Annotated in this window: 23 protein-coding genes; 14 read left to right on the top strand and 9 right to left on the bottom strand. The window is 75.6% G+C overall.

Features of this window, described 5'->3' with window-relative positions; genetic code table 11:
* Positions 1-34: 34 nt before the first annotated feature.
* Positions 35-3,985: a Pls/PosA family non-ribosomal peptide synthetase gene (locus AB0D01_RS10560; RefSeq protein WP_363054723.1), complete on the bottom strand. Its 3,951-nt coding sequence runs from the start codon at positions 3,983-3,985 to the stop codon at positions 35-37.
* Between the two features lie 163 nt (positions 3,986-4,148).
* Positions 4,149-4,892, bottom strand: a complete 744-nt coding sequence (locus AB0D01_RS10555; protein WP_363054722.1) for an HAD family hydrolase — start codon at positions 4,890-4,892, stop codon at positions 4,149-4,151.
* A gap of 205 nt (positions 4,893-5,097) precedes the next feature.
* Between AB0D01_RS10555 and AB0D01_RS10550 the strand changes: the two genes are divergently transcribed.
* Positions 5,098-5,823: a hypothetical protein gene (locus AB0D01_RS10550; RefSeq protein WP_363054721.1), complete on the top strand. Its 726-nt coding sequence runs from the start codon at positions 5,098-5,100 to the stop codon at positions 5,821-5,823.
* 62 nt (positions 5,824-5,885) lie between these two features.
* Here the strand turns inward: AB0D01_RS10550 and AB0D01_RS10545 are convergent, their stop codons facing one another.
* The 4 genes from AB0D01_RS10545 to AB0D01_RS10530 form a co-directional block, all read right to left on the bottom strand.
* Positions 5,886-6,599 (bottom strand): DUF4232 domain-containing protein, encoded by a 714-nt coding sequence (locus AB0D01_RS10545; RefSeq protein ID WP_363054720.1) that lies wholly within the window; start codon positions 6,597-6,599, stop codon positions 5,886-5,888.
* 163 nt (positions 6,600-6,762) lie between these two features.
* Complete coding sequence (locus tag AB0D01_RS10540; protein WP_363054719.1) at positions 6,763-7,950, bottom strand: alpha/beta hydrolase; 1,188 nt, start codon at positions 7,948-7,950, stop codon at positions 6,763-6,765.
* A 249-nt stretch (positions 7,951-8,199) separates the two neighbouring features.
* Complete coding sequence (locus tag AB0D01_RS10535) at positions 8,200-9,186, bottom strand: DMT family transporter (protein ID WP_363054718.1); 987 nt, start codon at positions 9,184-9,186, stop codon at positions 8,200-8,202.
* A gap of 88 nt (positions 9,187-9,274) precedes the next feature.
* Positions 9,275-10,069 carry a helix-turn-helix domain-containing protein gene (locus tag AB0D01_RS10530; RefSeq protein ID WP_363054717.1) on the bottom strand — a complete coding sequence of 265 codons (795 nt, stop codon included), beginning with the start codon at positions 10,067-10,069 and terminating at the stop codon, positions 9,275-9,277.
* Positions 10,070-10,242: 173 nt separating this feature from the next.
* On the opposite strand from AB0D01_RS10530, the gene AB0D01_RS10525 reads away from it, so the two are divergent.
* A complete protein-coding gene (locus AB0D01_RS10525) occupies positions 10,243-11,283 on the top strand; it encodes a serine hydrolase domain-containing protein (RefSeq protein WP_363054716.1) in 1,041 nt (346 codons plus the stop codon).
* A 123-nt stretch (positions 11,284-11,406) separates the two neighbouring features.
* Positions 11,407-12,630, top strand: a complete 1,224-nt coding sequence (locus AB0D01_RS10520) for an MFS transporter (RefSeq protein ID WP_363054715.1) — start codon at positions 11,407-11,409, stop codon at positions 12,628-12,630.
* A gap of 117 nt (positions 12,631-12,747) precedes the next feature.
* Here AB0D01_RS10520 and AB0D01_RS10515 read toward each other — a convergent pair whose 3' ends face one another.
* Both AB0D01_RS10515 and AB0D01_RS10510 read right to left on the bottom strand, forming a co-directional pair.
* Positions 12,748-12,939, bottom strand: a complete 192-nt coding sequence (locus AB0D01_RS10515; RefSeq protein ID WP_363054714.1) for a hypothetical protein — start codon at positions 12,937-12,939, stop codon at positions 12,748-12,750.
* A gap of 160 nt (positions 12,940-13,099) precedes the next feature.
* Positions 13,100-13,315, bottom strand: coding sequence for a hypothetical protein (locus AB0D01_RS10510; RefSeq protein WP_363054713.1), 216 nt, complete (start codon positions 13,313-13,315; stop codon positions 13,100-13,102).
* Positions 13,316-13,580: 265 nt separating this feature from the next.
* Between AB0D01_RS10510 and AB0D01_RS10505 the strand changes: the two genes are divergently transcribed.
* The 3 genes from AB0D01_RS10505 (at position 13,581) to AB0D01_RS10495 (ending at position 15,666) form a co-directional block, all read left to right on the top strand.
* On the top strand, positions 13,581-13,904 hold the full coding sequence (locus AB0D01_RS10505) for a plasmid stabilization protein (RefSeq protein ID WP_363054712.1): 324 nt from the start codon (positions 13,581-13,583) through the stop codon (positions 13,902-13,904).
* Between the two features lie 53 nt (positions 13,905-13,957).
* On the top strand, positions 13,958-14,680 hold the full coding sequence (locus tag AB0D01_RS10500; protein WP_363054711.1) for a ribonuclease H: 723 nt from the start codon (positions 13,958-13,960) through the stop codon (positions 14,678-14,680).
* A 143-nt stretch (positions 14,681-14,823) separates the two neighbouring features.
* Positions 14,824-15,666 (top strand): methyltransferase domain-containing protein, encoded by an 843-nt coding sequence (locus AB0D01_RS10495; protein WP_363054710.1) that lies wholly within the window; start codon positions 14,824-14,826, stop codon positions 15,664-15,666.
* A 63-nt stretch (positions 15,667-15,729) separates the two neighbouring features.
* Here AB0D01_RS10495 and AB0D01_RS10490 read toward each other — a convergent pair whose 3' ends face one another.
* The gene (locus AB0D01_RS10490; RefSeq protein WP_363054709.1) at positions 15,730-16,080 is read right to left on the bottom strand and encodes a hypothetical protein; all 351 of its coding nucleotides are present in this window, start codon (positions 16,078-16,080) and stop codon (positions 15,730-15,732) included.
* 187 nt (positions 16,081-16,267) lie between these two features.
* On the opposite strand from AB0D01_RS10490, the gene AB0D01_RS10485 reads away from it, so the two are divergent.
* The 8 genes from AB0D01_RS10485 (at position 16,268) to AB0D01_RS10450 (ending at position 25,381) form a co-directional block, all read left to right on the top strand.
* Positions 16,268-17,437: a phosphotransferase gene (locus AB0D01_RS10485; RefSeq protein ID WP_363054708.1), complete on the top strand. Its 1,170-nt coding sequence runs from the start codon at positions 16,268-16,270 to the stop codon at positions 17,435-17,437.
* A gap of 200 nt (positions 17,438-17,637) precedes the next feature.
* Entirely contained in the window at positions 17,638-18,954 is a 1,317-nt protein-coding gene (locus tag AB0D01_RS10480) for an aminotransferase class III-fold pyridoxal phosphate-dependent enzyme (protein WP_363054707.1), read from the top strand.
* A complete protein-coding gene (locus AB0D01_RS10475; RefSeq protein ID WP_363054706.1) occupies positions 18,951-20,777 on the top strand; it encodes a 1-deoxy-D-xylulose-5-phosphate synthase N-terminal domain-containing protein in 1,827 nt (608 codons plus the stop codon). Before AB0D01_RS10480 ends, AB0D01_RS10475 begins: the two co-directional genes overlap by 4 nt.
* Positions 20,758-22,152 carry a glycosyltransferase gene (locus AB0D01_RS10470; RefSeq protein WP_363054705.1) on the top strand — a complete coding sequence of 465 codons (1,395 nt, stop codon included), beginning with the start codon at positions 20,758-20,760 and terminating at the stop codon, positions 22,150-22,152. Before AB0D01_RS10475 ends, AB0D01_RS10470 begins: the two co-directional genes overlap by 20 nt.
* Positions 22,149-22,982: an SDR family NAD(P)-dependent oxidoreductase gene (locus tag AB0D01_RS10465; protein ID WP_363054704.1), complete on the top strand. Its 834-nt coding sequence runs from the start codon at positions 22,149-22,151 to the stop codon at positions 22,980-22,982. The genes AB0D01_RS10470 and AB0D01_RS10465 overlap by 4 nt, the downstream gene beginning before the upstream one ends.
* Positions 22,979-23,737 carry a DUF1349 domain-containing protein gene (locus AB0D01_RS10460; RefSeq protein WP_363054703.1) on the top strand — a complete coding sequence of 253 codons (759 nt, stop codon included), beginning with the start codon at positions 22,979-22,981 and terminating at the stop codon, positions 23,735-23,737. Before AB0D01_RS10465 ends, AB0D01_RS10460 begins: the two co-directional genes overlap by 4 nt.
* A complete protein-coding gene (locus AB0D01_RS10455) occupies positions 23,734-24,636 on the top strand; it encodes an endonuclease/exonuclease/phosphatase family protein (protein ID WP_363054702.1) in 903 nt (300 codons plus the stop codon). Before AB0D01_RS10460 ends, AB0D01_RS10455 begins: the two co-directional genes overlap by 4 nt.
* 28 nt (positions 24,637-24,664) lie before the next feature.
* Positions 24,665-25,381, top strand: coding sequence for an HAD family phosphatase (locus AB0D01_RS10450; protein ID WP_363054701.1), 717 nt, complete (start codon positions 24,665-24,667; stop codon positions 25,379-25,381).
* Positions 25,382-25,454 lie beyond the last annotated feature (73 nt).

Below are 25,454 nucleotides of genomic sequence, written 5' to 3'. Positions count from 1 at the left end.
CCGCTTCCGCTCCCCGCGCTGTGCTCGGGCCGTGTCAGGTGCGCCACGCCTTGATCGGGTTGCCCAGCCAACGGGTGCCGGCGGGGACGGACTCCCCGGCCATCACGAGGGAGGCGGGACCCAGGGTGCTGTGGGCTCCGACGGTACTCCCGGGCAGGACGATTCCGCCCGGGCCCAGAGTGGCGCCCTCGCGGAGGACCACAGTATCCGTCCTCAAGATCCGGTCATGGAAGAGGTGTGTCTGCAACACGCAGCCGCGGTTCACGCTCACCCCGTCGCCCAGCACCACCAGGTCCGTCTCGGGCAGCCAGTGGCTCTCGCACCACACGCCCCGCCCGATCCGGGCCCCCAGCCCGCGCAGCCACAGCGTCAGCAGGGGAGTGGCGGGCGCGGATCCGGCCAGCCACGGTACGGCCAACACCTCCACGAAGGTGTCGGCCAACTCGTTGCGCCACACGAAGGCGCTCCACAGCGGATGTTCCCCCGGCCGGTGGCGACCCACCAGCACCCACTTCGCGACCACCGAGACCGCGCACGCGAGGACACCGGCGGCGAGCAGCACCGCCCCGGACGACAGCGCGGCCCCCGCGACGCCCACGCCGTCCGCCGCGCTCAACGCGCACAGCGCGGCCACGGTCAACACGGTCAGGGCCGCCGAGCAGAACACCGGGACCAGCCGGCACAGCTCCACCAGACCCCGCGCCCACAGCAGCCGCACGGGCGGATCGTAGGTCCGGCTCCGCTCGCCGCCGCCCGCCGAACGCGGCAGCCTGACCGGCGGCAGCCCCAGGTACGAGCTGCCCTTCTTGGCCTTCTTCGGCGTCGCCGACAACACCCCCACCAGCCCGTCGTCCGGCACCGCGCGCCCCGGCGCCGTCATGCCGGAGTTCCCGAGGAACGCCCGCCGCCCGATCTCGGAGTGCCCGATCCGCATCCACCCGCCGCCCAGCTCGTAGGGGGCCGTCAGGGTGTCGTCGGCCAGGAAGGCCCCGTCGCCCACGGTGGTCAGGCTCGGCAGCGCGAGGACGGTGGACACCTCCGCGCCCCGCCCGATCCGCATCCCGAGCAGCCGCAGCCACACCGGGGTGATCAGCCCCGCGTACAGCGGGAACAGCGTCTCCCGGGACCGGTCCATCAGCTGGATGACCGTCCACGCCTGCCAGGCGACCCGGCTGTGCGTCGGATGGACCCCCGTCCGCAGGCCCAGACTGAGCAGACGTACGCAGACCAGCAGCGCGAGCGCGTACGCGCAGCCGAACACGAGCGCCCCGGGCACCACGGCGAACAGGGCCCCAGGCAGCGCCCCGGCCGGCCCCGCGCCGGCCGGCACGAACCGGCCGACCACGAGGAGCGTCGGCAGCGCCGCGAGCGCGGGAAGCGCGGTGAGACCGAGACCGGTGGCCCCGTAGGCGGCCCGCCACAGGGCCCCGCGCGGCGGACGCCCCGCGGGCCGGTTGCGCCGCGGCCTGCCGATCTTCGCGGCGGGCGCGCCGCCCCAGCGCTGTCCGGTCGGCACCTGCCCCACCACGGCGGAACCGGGGGCGACCTCGGCCCCCTTGCCCACCCGCGCCCCGGGGAAGAGGATGCTGCGGGTCCCGACCACGGCCCCCGCGCCGACCCTGACCGGGCCGATCTCCAACCGGTCCCCGTCCAACCAGTGCCCGCACAGGTCCACCTCGGACTCCACGGCGCAGCCGCGCCCCAGGGTCAGCATCCCCGTCACCGGGGGCAGGGAGTGCAGGTCCACCTCGCGGCCCACCTTGGCGCCGAGGGCCCGCGCGTACCGCTCCAGCCAGGGGCCGGTGAGCGAGGTCGCGCCGGAGCACTCGGCCAGGCGCTCGGCGGTCCACAGCCTGAGGTGCGCGCTCCCCCCGCGCGGGTGGCTGCCGGCCGTCACCCCGCGCAGCAACAGGCGCGCCCCGCCGGCCGCGATCGCGAGGCGCCCCGGCGGGCTGAAGAGGAGCACGGCCGCGGCGGCGACGAGCCACCACGAGGCGGTCGGCGCCCACGGATGGGGCCCGAACCGGTGCAGTACGTTGCCCGCCGCGACCAGCGCCACCGTCCAGCGCGCGCCGACCAGGGTGAACAGCGGGAGCAGCAACAGCGACTGCACCACCCGGGCGCGCGGCGGCACGGGGACGACCTCACGGGTGTCGCCGTCGTCGCGCAGGGACTTCTCCAGCCGTCGGGCCAGCTTGCGCAGGGTGGGCCGGCGGTAGACGTCGACGACGGCCACCCCCGGGTAGCGCGTGCGCAGGCGGGTGGTGAGCTGCGCGGCGGCGAGGCTGTTGCCGCCCAGCGCGAAGAAGTCGTCGTCGGCGCCGGTGACGCTCACGCCGAGGGTCTCGCCCCACTGTTCGGCGAGCCAGGCCTCGGTCCCGAACAGGCGCTCCGCGGGCCGCGCGGACTCCAGGTCGGGCAGCGGCCAGGGCAGCGCGTCCCGGTCCACCTTGCCGGAGGTGCGGGTCGGCAGGTCGGCGACCGGGGCGAGCAGCGGCACGAGGGCCGCGGGCAGCTCGGCCCGCAGCCGTTCGAGCGCCGCGCCGCGGTCCCAGTCCTCCCGCACGACCAGGTAGCCGACGAGGAGTTGGTTGCCGCCGCGCGCCGTGCGGACGGCCGCCGCGGCGCCGGTGACACCGGGCAGGGCCAGGAGCGCCGCGTCCACCTCCCCGAGCTCGATCCGACGACCGCCGAGCTTGATCTGTTCGTCGCCGCGGCCGAGGAAGACCAGGCCCTCGGGGTCGGCGCGGACCAGGTCGCCGCTGCGGTAGGCGCGCTCCCAGCCGAGGGAGGGCAGCGGGGCGTACTTCTCGGCGTCCTTGTCCGGGTCGAGGTAGCGGGCCAGGCCGACGCCGCCGATCACGAGCCGGCCGCTGCCGCCCATCGGCACCGGTTCCTCGGACTCGTCGACGACCACCAGCTCCCAGCCGGCCAGCGGGAGGCCGATGCGCACGGGTTCCTCGCCGGTCAGGAGCGCGGCGCAGGCGACGACGGTGGCCTCGGTGGGGCCGTACGTGTTCCAGACCTCGCGGCCCTCGGTGACCAGGCGGCGGGCCAGCTCGGGCGGGCAGGCCTCGCCGCCGAAGATCAGCAGCCGTACCCCGTCGAGGGCCTCGGGCTCCCACAGGGCGGCCAGCGTCGGCACGGTGGAGATCACGGTGATCTCCTGTTCCACCAGCCAGGGGCCGAGGTCCGCGCCGCCGCGCACCCGGGAGCGGGGGACGGGCACCAGGCAGGCGCCGTGCCGCCAGGCCAGCCACATCTCCTCGCAGGAGGCGTCGAAGGCCACGGAAAGCCCGGCCATGACCCGGTCGCCGGGGCCGACGGGGTCCTCGGCCAGGAACAGGCGCGCCTCGGCGTCCACGAAGGCGGCGGCGGCGCGGTGGCTGACGGCGACGCCCTTGGGCCTGCCGGTGGAGCCGGACGTGAAGATGATCCACGCGTCGTGCTCGGGTCCGGGCCGGGCGGCGGGTCCGGAAGCGGCGGCGGCGGGTCCGGAAGCGGTGACGGTGACGGATTCGGGTGCGCCGGGGCGGCCGGTGGGCTCGACGCGACCGCCGGGGCCCACCACCGCCCGCACCCCGGCCTCGCCGAACACCAGCTCGGCCCGCCCGTCCGGATCCTCCGCGTCCACCGGTACGTAGGCGGCGCCGGCGGCGAGCACGGCGAGGACGGCCACGTACAGCCCGTTGGTCCCGGACGGCACCCGTACGCCGACCCGGTCGCCGGGTCCCACCCCGGCGGCGGCGAGGGCGCGCCGGCCGCGTTCGACCTCGGTGGCGAGGGCCCGGTAGGTCAGCAGGGCGGTGCCGTCGTCCAGGGCGGGCTCGTCGGGGTGGGCCCGTACGGTCGCCTCGAAGACGTCGATCAGGGTGCGGGTCGGCGCGGCGGGCCCGGCGGTGAAGCGGGCGGACTTGCCCGGTTCCCCGCACGGGTCCCCGTCGTCGAGCAGAGTCAGTTCACCGTGCTCAGGTGTGGCTGCCATCGGCCCTCGCGTCTCGGTCCCGGTCCAGACCGGGGAGCCGGGGGAGTCCGGGTCTGCCCGGGTTGTTCCGATCCGGCACCAAACAGCCCGTCAGTTTAGTGCGTCGGTCGGGAACTTCCCGGTGAACCGGACCGTGTGGCGCGGAAGGGCCGGTGCCGCCGGGTCAGGTCCAGCAGGGGCAGGCGGCCGGGCCGGCGGCGAAGGCCTTGTCCGCGTCGGGTTCGGCGACGGTCCGTCCCGGGGGCGGCGTCAGGGTGAAGTCGGCGGCCGGGTCGACGTCGTCGAAGGAGGCGAACAGACGGTTGCGCGGGAACCAGTCCCCGAACGGCGCGGTGTCCGTGCCGATGCCGATGAACTCGCTGCCGGTGTCCAGGGCGGCCCGTACGTCCCACGGCCCGTCACCCACGCAGACCACCCGGTCGAAGGCGCCGCCGGCCCGGTCCGAGGCCCGACGGACGGCCTCGCGCACCAGGTGCGCGCGGAAGGTGTGGTCGCTGCCGGTGACGACGGGGCCGACGGCGCCCAGCGCCGCCACCTTGGCGGTGGTGACCTCGCGCAGGGCCCCGGTGGCGAAGGCCGTGGCGTAGTCGCCGTCGGAGGCGAGGGCCCGCAGGAAGCCGGTGGCGCCCGGTATCGGCTCGATGCCCCCGGCCGGAGTGGCGGCCAGGAAGCGGGCGTGGAGGTGGTCCGCGAACCGCCGGCTCTCGGCGGCGTCCGGCAGTCTGCCCCACTGTCTGCGGAACACCTCGCGGTGGATCCAGGAGTCGGTGTGGTGGGTGTAGCCGGCCCACGCCGTGTCGAAGTCCGTGAGCCCGCTGTCGTGCAGGGCCGCGACGAAGGCGGCCTGGTGGGCGGCGACGCTGCGCAGCAGCGTGCCGTCGATGTCGAAGACGATCAGGGTGGTCATGGTCGAGATCGTAGGAGGCGGGGGTGGGAGTCCGTTCGATTCGGGCGGCCGGTGGACGCCCCCCGGGGTCGGCCGAAGACCGTCTGGTCCCGGGGTGGGCCCCAAGGGTGGAATGGCGGTGATGCCGCCTATCGGGCGGTACGCACAGTCGATCCGCCCCGCGACGGCCCACCGGCCCTCGCGGCCGACGACCGGGAGTTCAGCCTTGCGCCGCACGTCTCGTACGCGTACGACCCTCCTCGCACTCATCGCCGCGTTCGCGGCCGCCGTGACCGCCGCCGCACCGGCCGGCGCGGCCCCCGCACCTGGACCCGCCACCCCCGCCCCGGCGTCCGTCGCCGCCGTCGGGCCCGTGGTGCTCTACCTGACGGGCATCGGCGGCGGCCCGCCGAACATCGCGCAGGCGGCCGCCTACGACCACCTCAACCGACAGGCCGCCGACGCCGGGTTCTCCGGTTCCCAGTGCCGGGTGACGGAGGGGCCGATCCTGGTCCACGTGACCGGCAACCACTACCAGGCCATGATCAAGGCCACCTGTAGCGGAGAGCCGGCGGTCACCACGCCGACCCGCAGCCTCAACCGCCTCATCGGCCCGAGCGGCGAGCACATCAGCACCGTCTGGAACGTGCCCCCGGGCTACACCGTCGAAGGCAGCCTCGGGCAGCTCTACACGAGCCCGCGCGAGGGCACGATCCCGATCTACCACTGCGTCGTCCGCAAGGACAACTTCCTCTCGTACGACGTCAACTGCGAGGGGCAGACGTACGTCTCGCGGCTCGGCTGGTTCTACCCGAGCGAGCCCTCCGGCGTGGCCACCGCACCCCTGATGCGCTGCATGGTCGGCAAGCAGCGGGAGTTCTTCGAGTCCAACTCGACGAACTGCGAGGGGCAGACCATCGGCGGTCAGCACGGCTGGATCCTCACCGGCTGACCGTCGCGCCGGCGCCGGGCCACGGGCGTCGGGCCACGGGCGCCGGATCGGGGGGCGCCGGGTCAGGAGGGTCGGGTCGAGGAGAACGCCGTGACGGTCACCTTGTCGTCGCACTCGGCGAAGACCCCGTCGTCCATCGCGATCTGGTGCGCGCCCGCGCCGCCGGGCAGGCCCAGCACCAGCGTGGGGAAGGAGGAGGGGGTGGCGCCGGACACGCAGTAGCCGTCCGCCTCGCCCTGCACGTTGACGAAGGTGAGCTTGGTCCAGGCGCGGGCGCCCGGGGCCAGGGTCACCGTCGTCGCCGCGCCGTCGCGGGTGACGGCGAGGGGACGGTTCTTGTCCGGCGAACCGTTGCCCGCGCCGGCGACGGTGGGGAAGCCGTTCAGCGTGCACGGCTGCGCGGAGGTGTTCGTCACCGAGACGACGGCCGCTCCCGTGCCCGTGCCGGGCGGCCGGACCTCCGCCTGCCGGCCCTCCGACACCTTGACCGCGCCGCTCGCGCAGGCCTTCTCGCCCCCGGCGCCGCCCCCGGCCGGGGGCGACATCGAAGCCGGGGCGGAAGCCGACGGCCCCGGCTTCTGTCCGCCCCCGCCGGAACCCCCGGCGGTCGGCGGGGCCGACGCCGTGGGCGCGGCCGACCCCGTGCCCGCCGGTGCCGACGGGCCGGCGGCGCCGCCGTCCTCCCCGGTCGGCGTACAACCCGTCATGAGGGCGGCGACCGCCGCGGCCGTCACCGCGACCAGCGCGCCGCGCCGGCCGACTGCTGTGTACTGCATGGGTGCTCCCGAGGTCCACGACCGGTCCCACACCGGCACTCGCGCCGACGGACACGATGGGACGCCCCGTCCGGTTCGCGGGGAGACCGCCCTGTGGCGGATCCGTGACACCCCCATGACCTCCGCCGACGCCCTCCCCCGTCGGGGCCACTCGGGTGCGGCGTCAGAGTCCGGGTCCGTCGTGCGCCCAGCGGAAGGAGACCTCCGGGTAGCGGGCGTCGGGCGCGTCGAGCAGGGGCGCCGGCAGGCCGCGCAGCGCGCGGTCGAAGAAGGACCGCGCGTAGGTCCGCAGCACCTCGCAGGTGCGGCCGGGCGCGGACGTGCCCAGCAGCTCGGCGTACAGTTCCGGCGGCCAGACGCCGTCCAGGCCGCCCGCGACGGCGAAGTGCGGGAGGTCGACGAAGCTCAGGTGCCCGGTGCCGGCGAGGCCCAGGTGACGCGCCCATCCCCGGGGGTGCTCCCGCCACCGCCGCCAGGTGTCGTGGTCGGCGGGCGCGGTGAGCAGGAGGTAGGGCCGGTCCAGGCCCACGTCGGCGACGGGGGAGCCGAAGAAGGCGCCGTCCAGGCCGAGGCCGGCCCGGAAGCGGCGGTCCACGCGCAGCGCCTCGGCCGCCGCGGCCCCGCCCATGGAGTGCCCCAGGACGCCGATGCGCCGCGGGTCCGCCTCGGGCAGCGCCGGGCCGCGCGCGGGCGACGGGCGCCCGCCGGGCCGTCCGGTGAGGGCGCTCGCGACGAAGCGCAGGTCGCCGACGCGCACCCCGATCTCCAGCCGTTCCTGGGCGTCCCAGTCGGCGGGTTCGTCGGGCAGGACGCCGGGGACGGCGCGGCCGTCGGGGAACTCCACCACGCGGGCGTCGTAGGTGTGGTCGAGGCCGGCCACCAGGTAGCCGTGGGAGGCCAGGTCCTCGGCCAGGGCCGTGCAGTTCGACCGTCCGCCCTGACGGCCGTGGCCGAGCAGCAGCAGGGGCAGCGGACCGGGCGCGGCGGGGGCGCCGAGCCGCGCGTGCGGCCGTACGGAGGCCAGGGTGCCCGGGGTCAGCGGCAGGGTCGCTTCGAGCGCGGAGGCGACCCGGTCCGTGGTGTAGGCGGCCCGGGGGCGGCCCGCGGAGCGGCGCGCCGGGTACCACAGCTGCACCATGAGCTCGCGGGGGCGACGGTCGGGCGCCAGCGGGTCGCGCCGGGCGCGGTCGACCAGGTGCAGGGAGGTCGTGCCGACCGGCAGGGGTCCGGTGGGGGTCGGCAGGAGGGTGCCGACGGTCGCGGCCCGGGCGGGAGGGGCGGGCAGGAGCAGGGGGGCCGCGCCGAGTCCGGCGAGCCCGGACAGGGCCAGCAGGGACCGTCGAGTGATCATCGTGAACCTCGGGGGGAGTGGGGGTGGCCGCGCCCACCCTAGATGGTCTGGACCAACTCGACCAGAGGGTGGCCCGGTTGGGGTGTGCGGGGCCGAAGTCCCAAGGCGCTCGGGCTCGGGTCTCGGATCGGGAGGTGTGCCGAGCCGTGTGGAAGGGGCGCGTCGAGGGTCCGCGCGGCGTACGGGCCCGGGCGTCCGGGGCCGCGGCGGTGTCCCGCCCCGCCCGAGGGGCGGCCCCGCCGTGACCCGTCAGCCCCCGGCGCGCCGCTCCGGCGCCGGGTCGGGGGCCGGTGTCGCGGCGGCGGGGGATGCTCCGGGCGCGGTCGGGGCGGGCTCCGCGGTCGGCCGCCTGCGGGAGACGGCCACCCCGGCCAGGCACAGGGCGCCGCCCAGCAGCGTCAGCCAGGCCGGCACCTCGCCCAGCAGCGCCCAGCTCAACAACACCACGATGGCCGGGACGGCGTACGTGGTCGCGCCCAGCTTCCCGGCGGGCATGCGGGCCAGGGCGTAGGTCCAGGTGGTGAAGGCCAGGGCGGTCGGGACCACCCCGAGGTAGACCATGTTCAGGGTCGCGGACAGCGGCGCGCGCGGCACCTGCGCCGCCAACTGCCCGGCGAAGGGCAGGCAGACGACGGTGCCGACGAGGCAGCTGTACGCGGTGATCTGGAGCGGAGTGCCGAAGGACAGCGCGGGCTTCTGCGCGATCACGCCGGTCGCGTACGCCACCGCCGCCAGCAGGCAGAGCGCGACCCCGAGGACCGACGTCGACCCTTCGGCGCCGGACGAGGAGGACATCGACAGGCCGACGACCACCGCGCCCACGAAGGACACGCCCATGCCCGCCAACAGCCTCGGCGGCAGCCCCTCGCCGAGCAGCCGGGCCGCGAGCAGGGCCATCAGGATCGGGCCGGTGTTGACGAGCAGCGAGGCGGTGCCCGCGTCCACCAGGCGCTCGCCCCAGTTCAGCATCACCGTGTAGCCGAAGAACCAGACCACGCCGGACACCACGATCCCGCGCCACGCGCCCCGTGCCGGCAGGCCCTCGCGGCGGATCAGAAGCAGGACGGCGAGCACCAGCGAGGCGGTCAGCAGTCGCCCGAGGGCGAGGGCCCCGGGCGCGTACGCGGCGCCGGCGCTGCGGATCGACACGAAGGCGGAGGCCCAGGCGAGGACGGTGAAGGAGACGGCGCCGACGGTCACGACATGGGGAGGGATCAGGCGGAGGCGGGGTGTCATGGTGTCCAGACTAGCCCCGCTACATTTCGGCATCCACCGAAATAACCGGCGCCCTCGCGTCCCCCGGGCGTGCCCCGCGCACCCCCGCTCAGGTCCACGCCCGCGGGGTGATCCCCAGCAGCTCCGCGAAGGCCCGCTCGCCGGACTCCGTCACCAGGAGCCCGCGCCCGCCCCCCGGCGGACGCCGCACCCAGTCCGCCTCCAGGGACCGCGCGCACAGCCGGGCCCCGGCCAGTCCGCCCAGGTGGCGGCGGCGTTCCGTCCAGTCCAGGCAGGAGCTCGCCAGGGGCCTGCGCCCCGCCTGGGTCAGCCCCACGCCCGCCCGGGCGCACCACTGGCGTCCGGCCTCGGTGAGCTCGAAGGCCCCGTCCGTGCGCAGCAGGCCGTCGCGCTCCAGCGCGTCGGTCACCGCCATGCCCAACCGTCCAGCGAAGTGGTCGTAGCAGGTGCGGGCGCGCGCGAGCGGGTCGGGCGCGGAGACGACCGGCTCCGCGTGGGCCGCGTCCCGGTCGGGGATCGCGTACGAGGCCAGCTCGTCGATCAGCCGGGCCGTGGCGGCGTCGGCGATCCGCACGTAGCGGTGGCGTCCCTGCCGCTCGGTCACGCAGACGCCCGCCTCCATCAGGCGGACCAGATGGCCGCTGACCGTGGACGGTGCGACCTCGGTGATCCGGGCCAGCTCGCCGGCGGTCCAGGCGCGCCCTTCGAGAAGGGCCATGCAGATGGCGGCCCGGGTCTCGTCGGCCAGTGCCCCGGCGAGCAGCGCCAGGCGCGCGGCGGGCGCGGGCGCGTCGGACGCGGGGGAGTCGGACGCGGCGGAGGCGGCGTCGGGAGAGTCGGGAGCGGGGGAGGCGGCCGGGTCCCCGGCGGGGAGGTGATTCATCCCTCCAGGGTGCCCCAATACTTCGCCCTACGGCGAATGGTTGACCGGGCCGTCTTTCGGCGGGCGGGGCGTCCGCGGCCCGGCCGCCTCCTGCTCAGGTCGCACGGAGCCCGTCCGGAAATCATCACGAGGACTGACCGCCCGCACGGGCGGTTCCCCCGATGATGTCGACCATGGATCGAGAACTGGGCACCCTGGTGCAGCAGACCGCCGACCGCTTGGCCGAGGGGCGCGTCGGCGTCGTGGTCGCCGCCGTCGCGGGCGACCGCGCGGAGATCAGGGGCGCGGGCCGTACCGGCGCGGGCGGCGCCGACGGGGACGCTCCCGGCCCCGACACCCTGTTCGAGGTGGGTTCCGTCACCAAGGTGATCACCGCCCTCGCCCTGGCCCGCCTGACCGTCACCGGAGCCGTGGACCTGGACGAGCCGGTCGCCGCGCTGCTGCCCGAGGGCGCGGTCGTTCCGGAACGCGACGGAGTCCGCATCTCCCCGCGCCACCTCGCCACCCACACCTCGGGCCTGCCCCGCCTGCCCAAGGGCATGCTCCTGACCGCGCTCCTGCACCCCTCGAAGCCGGACCCGTACGCCGACTGCACCGCCGACGTCCTGCTCTCCGGGCTCGCCCGTACCCGGCTCGGCGCCACCCCCGGCAAGCGGTTCCGCTACTCGAACCTCGGCGCCGGCCTCCTCGGCCTGGCCCTGGCCCACCGCACGGGCACCCCCTACGAGCGCCTCGTCGTCCGCGACGTCTGCGCCCCGCTGGGCATGGACGACACCCTCGTGACCCTCGACCCCGCCCGCGCGGCCCGCGCCGCCCGGGGCCACGATCGCCGCCGGCGCCCCGTACCGCCGTGGAACCTGGCCGACCTGGCCGGAGCGGGCGGCCTGCACTCGACCGCCGCCGACCTGGTGGCCTTCGTACGGGCCCAGTTGGACGGCGGCCCCGCCGAACTGGCCGAGGCGATCCGCGCGAGCCGGGCCGTGGAGCACCGCAGGAACCCCATGGGCCGGGTGCACCTCGGCTGGATGTCCCACCGCCTCCACCCCCGCCAGGGATCCCACCTGCAGATCTGGCACAACGGGGGCACCGGCGGCTTCTCCTCCTACGTCGGCTTCGACCCGGAGAAGGGGGTCGGCGTCATCGCCCTCGCCAACACCGCCCGCGCGGTGGACGGGCCCGCCGTCGACCTGCTGAGGACCCTCCAGACCGGCTGACCCCGGGGACGTCCGGCACTCCGGCGCGGCGTCTCGAACACCGGGTCGAGGCGGCGGTCCCGTACGGCCCCGTACGGAGCATCCCGCCGTGCCCACCGTCGGCGACCTGCATTGACTGAGGGCATGGACTCCGAGACGACCGCCGCCACGCCCGCGCCACCGCCCGCGAGCCCACCCGTGCCGGCGGCGGCGTACCGCAACCTGGTCGTGGCCACGGTCGGCTTCACGCTCACCTTCTGGGCGTGGGACCTGATCGCCCCGCTCGCGAGCGACTACAAGGACCGCCTCGGCCTCGACTCCTTCCAGCAGTCCCTGCTCGTCGCCGTGCCCGTCCTCGTCGGATCCCTCGGGCGCATCCCCGTGGGCGCGCTCACGGACCGCTACGGCGCGAAGCTCATGTTCCCGCTGGTGTCCGCCCTGACGATCGTCCCCGTGCTGCTGCTGATCCCGGCCCGCGACAGCTACGGGCTCATGCTCGTCGTCGGCTTCCTGCTGGGACTGGGCGGCACGACCTTCGCCATCGGGGTCCCGCTCGTCAACTCCTGGTTCCCGCCCGCACGACGGGGCTTCGCGCTCGGGGTGTTCGGCATGGGCATGGGCGGCGTGGCCCTCTCCGGGTACCTGACCCCGAGGATCGCCCGGCACGGCGCGAACCTGCCCTTCGTGGTCGTCGCCATCGGTCTGGCCGGCTACGCCGTCCTGGCGGCGCTCCTCCTCAAGGACCGGCCCGACCGTCCCGTGCCCTCCGCGTCACTGGGCGCCCGACTGCGCGAGGCCGGCCGGCTCCGCGTCACCTGGGAACTCTCCGCCCTGTACGGCATCGGCTTCGGCGGGATCGTCGCCTTCGGCGTCTACCTGCCCACCTACCTGAAGACCTGGTACGAACTGTCGCCGACCGACGCCGGCACCAAGGCGGCGGGGTTCGCCCTGGTCACCGTGGTCTTCCGGCCGTTCGGCGGCTGGCTGTCGGACCGGGTCCACCCCGCCTACGTCACCGCGGGCGGACTCCTGCTCGTGGCGCTCATGGCGATCGTCCAGGCCTTCGACCCGGCTCTGGACCCGGTCGGCACCATCGCCCTGCTGTGCATGGCGGCCGGACTCGGCACCGCGAGCGGCAGCGTCTTCGCCCTCGTCTCGCAGGTCACCCCCCAACCCCAGGTGGGCAGCGTGACCGGGATCGTCGGCGCCGTCGGCGGGCTGGGCGGGTTCGTCCCCCCGCTGGTCATGGGCGCCATCTACAGCGCGAAGGACTCGTACGCGATCGGCTTCATGCTGCTGTCCGACCTGGCCCTCGCCGGCTGCGTCTACGCCTACGGGCGGATGCGCACGGCGGGCCGCGACCGCTGACGGGGCGCGACTGCTGATGGGCGGCGACCGCTGACGGGTCGCGGTGCCGCGCGGGTCGCGAGCCGAACGGCCCGGGGCCGGCGGTCGCCCGACCGCCGGCCCCGGACCCGTCACGCGCTACCGGACGGCCGCGCGGAAGGCCGCCATGCAGGGGTCGCAGTAGCGTTCGGTGCCCCGCTCGGTGTCCGCGGCGGCCTGGGCGGCGTGGCGGCCGCACAGGGTGGTGCCTTCGGGATCCTTGGCGAGGACGTGCCACAGGATCGTGCCGGGATCCGCGTCGGGTTCGGCGTACATCGTGTACACGGGCATGCCCTCCTTCTCGGTGGGGGACGCAATGAAGGGCCCGTGTCCATGAGAGGGCAGATCGGCCGGAGGGGCCAACGGACGTAGGCCACTCGGGGGGAAATGCGGGCGAGGGCGTTTGGAGCGTCCGGGTACGCCGGACGGCCCCACCCCCCGGGCCTCCCCGCTACACCTCGGGCACGCCGAGTGTCCTGCGGGCCTTGCGGACCGTGAGCCGGGCGAGGTCGGCGGGCGTCGGACGGCGGGCGCCGCCCTTCTCCTCGCTCTCCTGGCTCCCCGCCACCCCTGCCGCCCGTTCGCCGGCCGGGGTCGTGCCCGGGTCCCGCGGAGCGGCCGGGCGCGCGGGGTCTTCGTCGGTGCGGCGGGCGTCGTGGCCGGTCATGGCGTCTCCTGTCGTACCGGTCGTGGGTGCTCTGGTGTGCCGCGGAGGCCCGCGCGCTGGGGTGCAGCCCATGTTCGGCACCGCGGCACGTCCCGCGTCTGTCCGTTTCCGCCCCGCCCAAACGCGGCCCGGGCGTGGCCCGCACGCGGCTCGCACGCCGGCCGGGCATGCGCCGGCGTGCCGCGGGTAGGCGCCCCGTGATCCCGGAGGTCGGCGGCGCCCGGCGCCCCCGTCCGGCCGGGCCGTACCGACCCGGGGAGCCGTCATGCCGCGCGGATCGAGTCCCAAGCGCGAACGCCAGTACGAGCACATCAAGGAGAGCGCCGAGGAGCGGGGCGAGAGTCCCGAGCGGGCCAAGGAGATCGCCGCCCGGACGGTCAACAAGGAACGGGCCCGCGCCGGCGAGTCGAAGACCGCGAGCCGGACCTCCCTCGACGACATCTCCTCCGCCCGGCGCGGCGGGCTCCGCTCCCACACCGGGGCCCAGGGGCCCACGTACGACCAACTGTACGAAGAGGCCAAGCGCCGCCACGTCCACGGCCGTTCCACGATGCGCAAGGACGAGCTCAAGCGGGCGCTGGGCCACTGACCCGCGCCACCGGCCCGCGCGGACCCGGTCATCGCGTAGGGCATGATCGGGGGATGTCTGAACGCATCATCGCCGCCTGTGACGGAGCGGCCAAGGGCAATCCCGGCCCGGCCGCCTGGGCGTGGGTCATCGCCGACCCCGCCGGAACCCCCGAACGCTGGGAGGCCGGCCCCCTGGGTCGGGCCACCAACAACGTCGGGGAACTGACCGCCCTCCAGAAGGTGTTGGAGGCGGTGGCCGTCGGCACCGCCATGGAGGTGCGGATGGACTCGCAGTACGCGATGAAGGCCGTCACCCAGTGGCTGCCGGCGTGGAAGCGCAACGGCTTCAAGACGGCCGCCGGCAAGCCCGTGGCCAACCGGGAGCTGGTAGAGGAGATCGACCGGCTGCTCTCCGAGCGGGACGTGACCTTCGTCTACGTGCCCGCGCACCGCGAGGACGGCGACCACCTGAACGCCATCGCCGACCAGGCCGCGAGCGACGCCGCCGTCTCCCAGCAGGCGGCCGGCACGGCCCTGGGCGACACCGACCCGCCGGTGCCCGCGCCCGCCCGCTCCGCCCCGGCCCGTACCGCGGCCACGCGCTCCGGCTCGGCCGCGACGAAGAAGAAGGCGGCCTCCGGCTCGGCGGCGGGCCGCGGCGCCGCACGGACCATCAAGGCGAAGTACCCGGGCCGCTGCGCGTGCGGGCAGCCCTACGCCGCCGGAGAGTCGATCGCGAACAACGGGAAGAGCTGGGGCCACCCGGCCTGCGCCGGCGCCGCCGCGACCCCCTGACCCGGCGACCGGGCCCGACGGCCGACCGCCCGGGCCCGACGACCGACCCGCCCGGGCCGCCGCCCCGACCGCCTCGGGCTCCCGCGCGAGGCGCCGTCGACAGGAACCCCGGCCCCGGCCAGACTGGGCGCGGAGGTGCACACATGACGGACGCCGAACGGCCCGACGGAATGCGGCCCGAGGTCCGGGAGACGTACGGGCCGGCCGACCTCAGCGCGGTCCCCGTCTTCGCGGGAGGCTTCATCAACTTCGGCTACTGGCGGCCCGCGGACCTGGAGGGGCCCGTCACGGTCGCCGACCGCGTCCGCAGCCAGCAGGACCTGTACCGACACGTCCTCGACACCGCCGGCCAGGTCGTCGAGGGCGGCGAACTGCTGGAGGTCGGCTGCGGTCTCGCCGTCGGCTGCGCCCTCGCCCTGCGCGAGTACGCTCCGGCCCGGATCACCGGCATGGACATCCACCCCAGCCAACTGGAGCGCGCCCGCCGCGCCCGGGCCGAGGACCGGGACCCGGCGGACCCGGACGCCGCCGACCCGGACCGGCTGCGGCTCGTGCTCGGCGCGGCGGAGCGGATGCCGTTCGAGGACGGCGGCTTCGACGCCGTGTACAGCGTGGAGGCCGCCCAGCACTTCGACGACCTCGCCGCCTTCGCCGCGCAGACCGCCCGCGTCCTGCGCCCCGGCGGCCGGGCCGTCGTGACCAGCTTCTTCGCCCCGGACCCCGGGGCCGCGCCCCGGCTGGCCACGTTGCTGGACACCTTCGCCAAGGGCCTGGACATCGCCCGCCCGCCCACCGAGCTGACCGCCGCCTTCGACCGGTCGGGCCTGACCGACGTCCGCTGCGAGTCCATCGGCGCCTCGGTCTGGCCCGGCTGGGACCACTGGCTGTCGGCACAGTGGGAACCGGGCACCTGGCCGCGGAACTTCCTGCGCGCCTGGCGGGAAGGGCTCCTCGACTACTACGTGATCACCGCGACCCGCCCGTAGGAACCGCCGCCCCACCCCGCCCCGCCGGACCCGGTCCCCGCCACGGGACCGGCCGCGGGGCCCCTACCACTTCCGGGCGAGCGCTTCGAGCGGATTTCGCCGGTCGGCCCGCGTCACGCCCCGGGCCGCGGCGACCACGTCGGCGATCCAGGACCCGGCACGCGCGTCGCCCCCGAGCTGCTTCGACAGCACCCCCGCGAGCTCCTCCGACCGGTCCTCGTGGTCGAAGGTCTCCAGGACGAGCCCGGCCAGCGGCAGGAAGTCGCCGCGCTCGGCGGACCGGACGGCCAGGGCCATCCTCTCGCGTATGTGTTCCATGCCGGCGCCGGCCTTGAACGCGCGCCAGAAATGGGCGTCGTGACGCCCCGGCAGGTCGTTGAGGAGGGAGGCCAGGCGCTGCTCGTGCTCGTTCACGGTGCGCTCCTTCGCGTCGACGTCGAGCCAGTATCGACGCCCCGCCCGGCCGCGGACACCAGGACGGCGCGAGGGAAACGTGAGCCGTGCCTTAGCCCGCTGCGGAACAGTGCCGAGAGAAGCCCTTCCGCCCCGGCGGGCCGGCCTCGCGCACCAACCCGCACGTCTGAGGAAGAAGGCACCGCCGATGAACGACGCGGCCCCGGCAGGAACGGCACAGTGGGTGCGCCACGTCCTCGCCGTCCACTGGGGCGGGGCCTGGGGCGACGCCGTGATCGGCCCGCTCACCGTCGACGGCGCGGCCCCGCTCACCCACACGGCGGGACTCTGGCGGGTCACGGCCCCCGACGCCGCTCCGGGACGCGACCACGTCCTCAAGGTGCAGCTGCACGCCGAAGCCGTCCGCCCCGCCCGCTTCGACGCCCTCAAGGACCGCGTCCTCGCCCACTGCGCCCGCCTGGCCGTGCCCGTCCTGCCCGCCGTACGGGCCGCCGACGGCCGCCCCGTCGTCCGTCACGACGGGGTCCCGTGCGAGCTGCTGCCCCACGCTCCCGGCGCCCGGGCGAGCGGCGGCCGGGCGAGCGATGGCCGGGCGAGCGATGGCCGGGCGAGCGATGGCCGGGCGAGCGATGGCCGCGCCCAGGCCGAGGCCATCGCCGCCACCGGGCTGGACCTGCGCGAGGCGCTCGACTCCCTGCCCCGGGACGTCACCGCGGAACTGGCCGACGTGCACCTGCCGCTCCTCGTCGACGAGGAGCATTGGCCCACCGCCCTGCGGGACGCCCTGGGGCGGCTGCTTCCCGCGGCCGAACGCGGCGCGGGCGACGACCCCTGGCGCCGCGCCGCCGCTCGGGTGCTGCGCGAACTGCGCGACGCGGAGCCGCTGTTACCCGGGGCGCCCCAGGCGCCCACCCACCCCCGGGTCGTCCACGGGGACCTGCACGTCCACCACTTCCTGCTCACGCCCGCGCACCCCCCGGGGGCGACCGACGACGGCCCGGCCCGCGTCCGCGCCGTGCTCGACTTCGACAACCTCCAGGTCGCCGATCCGCTCCTGGACCTCGCCTGGACCGCCGACACGGTGGCCCTCGCCTGCGGCCCCGACACCGCCGCCGCCCGCGAGGTCCTCGCCGGCCTCCTGCGCTCCGCGTACCGCCGCGGCCTGATGCGTCCCGGTGACGAGCGGCTCCTCATGCCGCTGCTGCTCGCGCACTCGCTGCCGGTGATCGTCGACATCGCCAAGGACATCCTCGACCGGGACGTCCTCGAACCCCAGTGGCTCGCCTACTTCGAGCTGCTCTCCCCGGCGCGCAGACTCGCCGTCCACGCCCTGCTCACCGACCCGGCGCCGCACTGAGCCTCCCGAGTCGAGGCACGTCGAGCCGGGCGCGATGCCCGAGCCCGAAATCCGAGCCCGCACCCCGAGCCCGAGCGCGGGCCGCGTCCGTACCTGCCCCCGTCCGCCCGCGGCCCCAGCGGCCGCCACCGACCACCTCCACCACCGGTCCCTCGTCTCCCGCGCCCTCCCCGCGGGACCCGTCCGTCAAGGAGTCGAACATGACAGCCGTACGACCGGAACCCCTCTCCTCCTGGCCCTCCGACCTCTCGGCGTTCGCGTTCGAGGTCCCGCACTCGCCCGAGGCGCTGCTCTTCGAGTCCGCCAAGGGCATCCGGCTCACCGACACCACCGGCCGCGGCTACCTGGACGCGCTGTCCGGGGTCTTCGTCACCTGTTTCGGGTACGACTGCGAGCCCATCGTGAGCGCCGTCGCCGACCAGCTGCGCACCCTGCCCTTCAACCCGCCGCTGCACGGCACCAACCGGCCGGCCCTGGAACTCGCCCGCGCCCTGGTCGACCTCGCACCCCCCGGCATCACCACCGCCAAGCTGGTCAACGGCGGTTCCGAGAGCGTGGAGGCGGCCATCCGCCTGTCCCGCCTCTACCACCGGGAACGCGGCAACCCCGGCAAGGTGAAGATCCTCAGCTACTACCACGGCTACCACGGCGCCACCTTCGGCTCCCTGTCCCTGACCGGGCGCCCCGACGTCACCCGCTTCGGGCCGGGCCTGCCGGGCGTCGTCCACGTGTGGCCGCCGGACTGCCTGGAGGCCTTCTGGGACGTCCCGGCGGAGCGCTCCGGCGAACTGGCCGCCGCCATGATCGAGCGGACCATCGAGGCGGAGGGCCCCGACTCGGTGGCGGCGATCGTCATGGAACCCGTCATCCACCTGCGCGGCATGGCCATCGCCCCCGCCGACTACCTCGCCCGGATCCGCGAGGTCTGCGACCGCCACGGCGTCCTGCTGGTCTTCGACGAGATCGTCACCGGCTTCGGCCGCACCGGAAGCCCCTTCGCCGCGCAGACCTTCGGCGTCACCCCCGACATCCTGTGCGTCGGCAAGGGCATCTCCGGCGGGTTCGCCCCGCTGGCCGCCGTACTGATGGGCGGCCACATCGCCGAGGTGCTCGGGGAGAAGGGCGGCCCGGTGTCCTTCGCCCCCTCCCACACCTACGCCGCCAACCCGATGGCCGCCGCCGCGGGGCTGGCCGCCGTCACACACTTCCGCGACGGCGGCTACCTCGACCGGATCGCCGCCCTCGCCGCCGACACCGAGCCCCGGCTGCGCGCGCTCGTCGAGGGCCGCGGCACCCTGCGGTCCATCGGCCTGCTGTACGGCCTGAAACTCGTCGCGGACGGGGAACGCCTCGGCGAGCGGGTGGCCTCCGCCTGCCTGCGCCGGGGACTGATCATCCGGGGCCAGGACGACTGGGTGGTCCTCGCCCCGGCCTTCGTCACCACCCCCGCGGAGGTGGACGAGATCCTGGGGACCCTGGGCGAGGCCCTCGACGAGGTCTGCGGGGCCGGCCGGTGACCGACGACCCCTACGCACGCTTCGCGTCCCCCGCCCGCGAGGCATTGCCCCGCCTCACCGCCCGGGAGCGCGACGTCGTCCTGCGCGAGCTCGCCGAACTGGAACGCCACGGCCGCGCCGGCGCCCCCCTCCTGGAGAGCCTGCGCGAGACGGCGGCCCGCGTCCCCGAACGCCTCTACGCCGACAGCGCCGAAGTCCTGCTGCGGATGCACGAGATCGCGGGCTCCGGAAACCTCCAGAGCAACCTGTCCTCGCTGCCCCTGGTCCGTGCCTGCTTCGCCCACGACCTCGTCGACGGCCCCGGCGGGGGCGGCGGTGTCGACGCCGGCGGCGAGGGCGGCCGCGCCCCGGCCGAACTCGTCGTCGGGCGCGGCCACATCGCGCCCGCCTTCTACGCGGAACACTACGTACGCGGCTCCCTGCCGTACGTCCCGCTCACCACCCTCCACCAGGGCGGACTGACCGGCGTCGTCCACCGCGACCTGGGCTTTCGCAACACCATGCGCTACAGCCTCGGCGTCGGCGTGGCCCAGGCCGTCAGCCTCGCCTGGGAGCTGACCCGACGCGGCGACGGGCACCGCAAGGTGGTCTGCCTCGCCGGCGACGGCGAACTCCACGAGGGCGCCGCCTTCGAGGCGTTGCGCTTCGCCCACGACGCCGGCCTCGCCAACCTGCTGCTGGTCGTCGACGCCAACGGCAAGGGCATCGAACCGCTGTCCAAGCCGCTCAACACCGGCTACCTGGCCGCCTACCTCGGCACCCTCACGGAGGCCGACGGCCTCGACGACGGCGCCGTCGAGCAGGCCCTCGGCGACCTCCTGTCCCGACCCGGTCCGGCCGCCCTGGTCTGCCGCACCCGCAAGGGCGACCACAGCTTCAAGCCGGCGGACGCGGGGCGCGCCCCCGCCACCCCCGGCCCGGTCTCCTTCGCCACGACCGCCGGACGGCTCCTCGCCGACCACCGCGAGCGCACCGGCGAGGAACCCGTCGTCTTCACCCCCGACATGGCCGCCCGGTTCGGGCTGCGCGGCCACGTCCCGTACACCAACACCGGACTCGCCGAGACCCTGACCGTCGGCATGACGCTGTCCCTGCCCGACGAGGTCACCAAGGTCGTCGCCACCGACGCCATGTACTACATGGACTCCCTGAGCATGCTCACCGAGGCCACCACCAGCGTCCGCAACCTGCTCGTCCTCGCCGGACGCAGCTGGGGAGCGTGGGGCGGCGCCCACAACGCCACCAACCTGCTGGGCCAGTTGCTGAACACCCGCGTGTACGAGCCCGTCACCGCTGCCGAGTTCCACGCCTGCCTCGACCGGCTCGCCGCCGACCCGGCGACCACCCACGTGCTCAGCATGACCGACGCCGCGTTCGAGCCGCCCGCCCGGGACTGCGCCGCCGACATCGACGCCGGCGCGTGGCTCACCCCGCCCGGTGCCGGCGACGACCCCGAGGTCGCCGTGGTCACCTTCGGCTACGCGAGCGTGCTCGTCGACGCCGCCAACCGCGGCCTCGGCGTTCCCCACCTGCACTGCGCCTCGCTCACCCCCCGACTCGACCCCGCTGACATCGATGTCCTGCGCCGGGCGCGGCACGTCCTGAGCGTCGAGTACAACGGCGCCGACTGCGGCTTCGGCGAACGCCTGCGCGCCCACCACCTGCTGCCCCTGGAGGTCCACGCGGTGCGCGCGGACATCGACACCCGCGTCCACCGCCGGCAACTCCCGCTGCACGGCATGGGGCCCGGACAACTGCGCGAGCGGCTCGCCCGGTTGGCCGACCAGCGGAAGGGGACCGGCCATGCGCCTGCATACGCATGACTACCGGGCCCCCGACACGCACGGCATCGTGGACGGCGCGGTCCTCATGCACCGCGAGATGGCGCGGCTGCTGGCCCGGCGGGGCTCCGTCGTCCTCCACGACCTGACCTCGGGACCCGACTGCGTCGCCGGGCTCGGCGGGGACGACGTGGTGTACGCGGGCAGCGGTCCGTACGCCTTCCTCTACCACCACTGGCGGGAGGTGACCGGAGGCGACTTCCGCATCGTCCGCGAGGCGCACACCGCCCTCTGGTCGGGCTACTGGGCGCAGGAGGAGCTGTGCGCGCCGCTGGTCCGCCCCGGCGACCTGGCCCTCTTCCCCACCGCGTACACGCGCGACCTGTTCGCCCGCCACTTCGACTCCGTCACCGACGGCGGCGCCGGCGGGGGAGCGGACCCCGGCTCCGCCGTGGCCTACCCCATGCTGGACCGGCTGCCGCGCCGCGCCGCGCGCCCCGTACCGCCGCCCGGCCGGATCCTGCGCGTCGGATACCTGGGGGCGCTGTCCCTGGCGAAGAACTTCGACCAGGTCCTGTCGGTGTTCGCCCGGCTCCACCGGTCCACCGGCGGCGCCGCGACCCTGGTCTGCGCGGGCAAGCCCAACGACCCCCGTTGGGAGAGCGCCCGCGTCCACGCCGACCTGCGCGCCGCGGGCGTGCCCGAGACGGCCGTCCGGATGGAGGGCGTCCTGGCCCAGGAGGAACTCACCGGGTTCTTCGAGGCGGTCGACGTCCTGCTCTTCCCCAGCACGGCCTCGCGCGAGACCCTCGGCAGGGTCGTGGTCGAGGCGCTGACCCACGGGGTCCCCGTCCTGGCCGCCGACATCGGCCCGGCCGTCGAACTGCTCCCGGCGCGCAACCTGCTCCCCACCACCCTCGACACCGCCACCACCTTCGACATGGGGCGCGTCGGGCCGCTCGGCCGGATCGACGAGGACCTCCTCCTGGAGCGGCTCCTCGCCCGCGACTTCGCACCCGCCGCGCTGCGATCCGTCACGCCCTACACCGACGACGCCTTCCTGCGGGCCCTCGAAGGCCACCCGCCCGCGCCCCCCGAAGGCGCCGACACCACCCTGCCCGCGGCCGTCCGCGTACCCGCCCGCACCGGCCCCGCCGGCGACGCGGCGGCGGCCACCGGCCTGTTCCGGGACTTCTTCGCCCGCCGCGACGAGGCCCTGACGGCCGCGCTGGACGCACGTGCCGCCCGTACGGGAGCGGACGATCCGGCCCTGCGCCGCATCGTCGCCGCGCCCGAGCGCAACCTCGCCGACTACCGGGCCTTCCCGCGCCTGCTGGACGCCCTGGTCCTGCCCCCGCTCGCCTACACCCTCGAAGCCGCCCCCACGGGCGCCGCACCGACAGGAGAGACCGCATGACGACGCTCGACGACACGAGCCTGACGGGACGGGTGGCGCTGGTCATCGGCGGCGGACGCGGCATCGGCGCCGCCGTGGCCGAGGCGTTCGCCCTGCGCGGCGCCCGCGTGGTCGCCGCCGACACCGACCGGCTGCCGTCCACGTTCAACCACTACCGCTCCACCGCCGTCACCGGATACACGGAGGCCCGCGAACTGGCCGACCGGCTCACGGCCAAGGGCCTCGACGTCACCGCCGCCGAGGTCGACGCCACCGACGAGGAGGCCGTACGCCGCCTCTACACGGGGATCGCGGACGGCCCCGGTCGCCTCGACACCGTTGTCAACGCCTTCGGCGTGACCCACGTCAGCCCCGTGGAGAGCATGGAACTCGCCGAGTTCCGGCACGTGGTCTCCGGCAACCTCGACGGGGTGTTCCTCTCCTCCCGCGCCGCGCTGCCGCTGCTGCGCGCCTCCGGCGGCGGCTCCATCGTCAACTTCTCCTCCGTGTCCGGCCGTTCGGGCTTCGCGAAGGTGGCGCACTACTGCGCGGCCAAGTTCGGGGTCGTGGGCTTCACCGCCGCCCTCGCCCAGGAGGTCGCGAAGGAGAACATCCGCGTCAACGCCGTCTGTCCCGGCATCGTCCGCTCCAACATGTGGCAGTACCTCCTCTCGGAGTTCGTCCGGCCCGGCGAGACGGAGGAGGAGTGCTGGGAGCGGATGCGCTCGATGGTCCCGCAGCGCGAGTTCCAGACCCCCGAGGACATCGCGGGACTCGTCCTCTACCTGGCCTCCGCGCCCCGCGTCACCGGGCAGGCCATCAGCGTCGACGGCGGGATGTCGGCGCCGTGACCGACCTCGACCGTCCGGAGGTCCCCGACCGCCCCGAGCGCCCGGAGCCTCGGGAACACCGCGACGCCGGACCGTACTTCGTCCACGCCGCGCCCCTCGACGGGGCCGACGAGGCCGACGACGACGCCGAGGCGGGAGCCCGTCGCCCCGCCCCGCTGTCCACGGTGCCGGCCGGGCACGCCCTCCCCTTCGACGACCCGGGCTGGTCCTTCACCGGACCCGGCGGCACGGCCCTGCGCGACGCCGCGGGCCTGGAGGTCCGCGCGGAATGCGGCGCCGACCTGTTCGCCATGCCCGGCTGGTACGAGGCCGACGGCGTGCCTCTGTTCGGCCGGACGCTCACCGGCGACCACATGCTGTGGACCGACGTCACCGTCCGGGGCAGGACCTTCGGCGACGCGGGCGGCATCGTCGTGCACGGCGACGACGGCTGGTTCAAGGTCTGCGTGGAGCGCACCCGGGCGGGCGGCTGGGCGGTGGTCACGGTCGTCTCCCGACCCCTGTCCGACGAGGCCGCGGGCCCCGCCCTGGCCGGCCCCCGGGCCGAGCTGCTCGTGACCCGGGACGGCGCACGGCACGCCGTCTTCTGCCGCGAGGACCCCGACGAGCCGTGGCGGTTCGTCCGCACCTTCGTCGGCGACGCCGGACCCCGGGTCCGGGTCGGCCTGTTCGCGCAGGCGCCCTTCTCCGAGGGGTGCGCGGCCGGCTTCACCTCCGTGCGCTGGGCCCCCGTCGCCCTGGCGGACCGCCGGTGAGCGCCACCGACCCCGCGACCCCTGCCGAGCCCGCGACCCCGGCTGCCCCCACGGCCCCCGGCGTCACCGGGACCGACCTGGTGATGTTCTGGAACCTGTACGAGGCCGGCATCGAACGCCTGGCCGGCCGGGACGAACGCTGGCGGGCCCAGGTCGACCTCGTCACCGCGCTGCGCCCCCGCGTCCTGCTGACCACCGAGGGCTGGGGCTGGCACCGCGAGGGAGGGGCGATGTTCGAGGACGCCAAGGCGGCCTTCGGGATGGACGGAGAGCTGTTCCTCGCGAAGACCGGCTGCCACCAGGCCGTGTTCTGGCAGGGGGACATCGAGCGGGTGTCCGACGAACGGCCCGCGCACGCGCTGACGCACTGGCACGGGCACGGCCTGGTCACCCTGCGGCTGCCCGGCTGGAGCACCGAACTGCGGTTCCTGGTGGCGCACCTCGACCCCTTCAGCCCCACCGGGCGGCGCATCGAGTCGGACCACCTGCGCCGGTACGCCGACCCGGCGCGGGCCCCGCTCGTGGTGGGCCTGGACGCCAACAGCCTCCCGCCCGGCGACCCCGAGCCCGACTGGCGCCGGGTGCCCCGCCACCGCCGCGCCGACCACCTCCTGGACGGCACCGACCGCTCCGACCGGGCGCCCCTGACCCGGCTCCTCGGCGACCGCGGCGACCCGCTCCTCGTGGACGCGGGCGCCCACCTCGGGAACCGGGCGCCGACCTACGGGACGATCCCGCCCACCGAGGCCGCGCGCCGCATCGACCTGCTCCTGCTCTCGCCCGCGCTGGTGCCCTCGCTGGCCGCCTACGCCTCTCCCGACCCGTGGCCCGAGCCCCGCGAGGGGCGCCTCCCCGCCTCCGACCACCGACCCGTCACCGTCCGGCTCCGCCGCCGGTGACCCGTACCCCGAAAGGCAGGCGACCCCGGTGCCCGCGAGGACCCGCCACCACGACGCCGTCGTCTTCGACCTCGACGGCACGCTCGTGGACTCCGTACGCCCCGACTTCCTCGCCTGCTCCGCCCTGTTCGAGCGGTACGGGCTGTCCCTGCCGCGGGAGCGGTGGGCGCGCGAGGTGTGCGGCCGGCCGCAGGGCTACCCCGTGCTGTTCGCCCTCCTGCGGGAGGGGCTCGGTCCCGGGGCGGGCGCCGGTGCGGGGCCCGACGACGCGGAGCTGCGGAGGGAACTGGAGGCCCGGTGGGAGGAGTTCATGAACCCCGAGCACGTCCGCCTGCTGCCCGGGGTGCGAGGAACCCTGGAGCGGTCCCGGTCCGCCGGCCTGCGCCTGGCGGTCGCCTCCTCCTCCCACGGGGCGTGGGTGCGCCGCTGGCTGCGCCACCACGACATCGAGCACCACTTCGACGCCGTCGTCACCGGCGACGACGTCGTCCGCCACAAACCGGCGCCCGAGGCGTACCTGACGGCGGCGGCGTCCCTGGCCACGCCGGCGGACCGCTGCGTCGCCGTGGAGGACTCCCTCACCGGCATCGAGGCGGCCCGCGCCGCCGGCATGACCGTCGTGGCCGTACCCACCGCCCTGACCCGGTTCCTGGACCACACGGCCGCCGACCACGTCCTGACCGACCTGCGGGCCGTCGACCTCGCCGCACTGCCGGCCGGGAAGGCCGTGCGCGCCCGACCCTGACACCGCCCGGACCCCCGGGCATGACCCGGTACCGCCCGGACCGCCGGGCACCACCCGGCACCGTCCCGTACAG

The sequence above is a fragment of the Streptomyces sp. NPDC048606 genome (assembly GCF_040650855.1).
Lineage (GTDB): Bacteria > Actinomycetota > Actinomycetes > Streptomycetales > Streptomycetaceae > Streptomyces.
The sequence above is the reverse complement of the archived record's forward strand: the minus strand, read 5'-3'. Positions and strand labels throughout refer to the sequence as shown.

What these genes read in the sequence shown, in the direction of transcription:
- AB0D01_RS10525 (WP_363054716.1), top strand. Translation starts at nt 10,243, where the DNA reads ATGGATCGAGAACTGGGCACCCTGGTGCAGCAGACCGCCGACCGCTTG.
- AB0D01_RS10495 (WP_363054710.1), top strand. Translation starts at nt 14,824, where the DNA reads ATGACGGACGCCGAACGGCCCGACGGAATGCGGCCCGAGGTCCGGGAG.
- AB0D01_RS10465 (WP_363054704.1), top strand. Translation starts at nt 22,149, where the DNA reads ATGACGACGCTCGACGACACGAGCCTGACGGGACGGGTGGCGCTGGTC.
- AB0D01_RS10510 (WP_363054713.1), bottom strand. Translation starts at nt 13,315, where the DNA reads ATGACCGGCCACGACGCCCGCCGCACCGACGAAGACCCCGCGCGCCCG.
- AB0D01_RS10545 (WP_363054720.1), bottom strand. Translation starts at nt 6,599, where the DNA reads ATGCAGTACACAGCAGTCGGCCGGCGCGGCGCGCTGGTCGCGGTGACG.
- AB0D01_RS10480 (WP_363054707.1), top strand. Translation starts at nt 17,638, where the DNA reads ATGACAGCCGTACGACCGGAACCCCTCTCCTCCTGGCCCTCCGACCTC.
- AB0D01_RS10515 (WP_363054714.1), bottom strand. Translation starts at nt 12,939, where the DNA reads ATGCCCGTGTACACGATGTACGCCGAACCCGACGCGGATCCCGGCACG.
- AB0D01_RS10535 (WP_363054718.1), bottom strand. Translation starts at nt 9,186, where the DNA reads ATGACACCCCGCCTCCGCCTGATCCCTCCCCATGTCGTGACCGTCGGC.
- AB0D01_RS10485 (WP_363054708.1), top strand. Translation starts at nt 16,268, where the DNA reads ATGAACGACGCGGCCCCGGCAGGAACGGCACAGTGGGTGCGCCACGTC.
- AB0D01_RS10505 (WP_363054712.1), top strand. Translation starts at nt 13,581, where the DNA reads ATGCCGCGCGGATCGAGTCCCAAGCGCGAACGCCAGTACGAGCACATC.
- AB0D01_RS10520 (WP_363054715.1), top strand. Translation starts at nt 11,407, where the DNA reads ATGGACTCCGAGACGACCGCCGCCACGCCCGCGCCACCGCCCGCGAGC.
- AB0D01_RS10560 (WP_363054723.1), bottom strand. Translation starts at nt 3,985, where the DNA reads ATGGCAGCCACACCTGAGCACGGTGAACTGACTCTGCTCGACGACGGG.
- AB0D01_RS10540 (WP_363054719.1), bottom strand. Translation starts at nt 7,950, where the DNA reads ATGATCACTCGACGGTCCCTGCTGGCCCTGTCCGGGCTCGCCGGACTC.
- AB0D01_RS10530 (WP_363054717.1), bottom strand. Translation starts at nt 10,069, where the DNA reads ATGAATCACCTCCCCGCCGGGGACCCGGCCGCCTCCCCCGCTCCCGAC.
- AB0D01_RS10500 (WP_363054711.1), top strand. Translation starts at nt 13,958, where the DNA reads ATGTCTGAACGCATCATCGCCGCCTGTGACGGAGCGGCCAAGGGCAAT.
- AB0D01_RS10470 (WP_363054705.1), top strand. Translation starts at nt 20,758, where the DNA reads ATGCGCCTGCATACGCATGACTACCGGGCCCCCGACACGCACGGCATC.
- AB0D01_RS10555 (WP_363054722.1), bottom strand. Translation starts at nt 4,892, where the DNA reads ATGACCACCCTGATCGTCTTCGACATCGACGGCACGCTGCTGCGCAGC.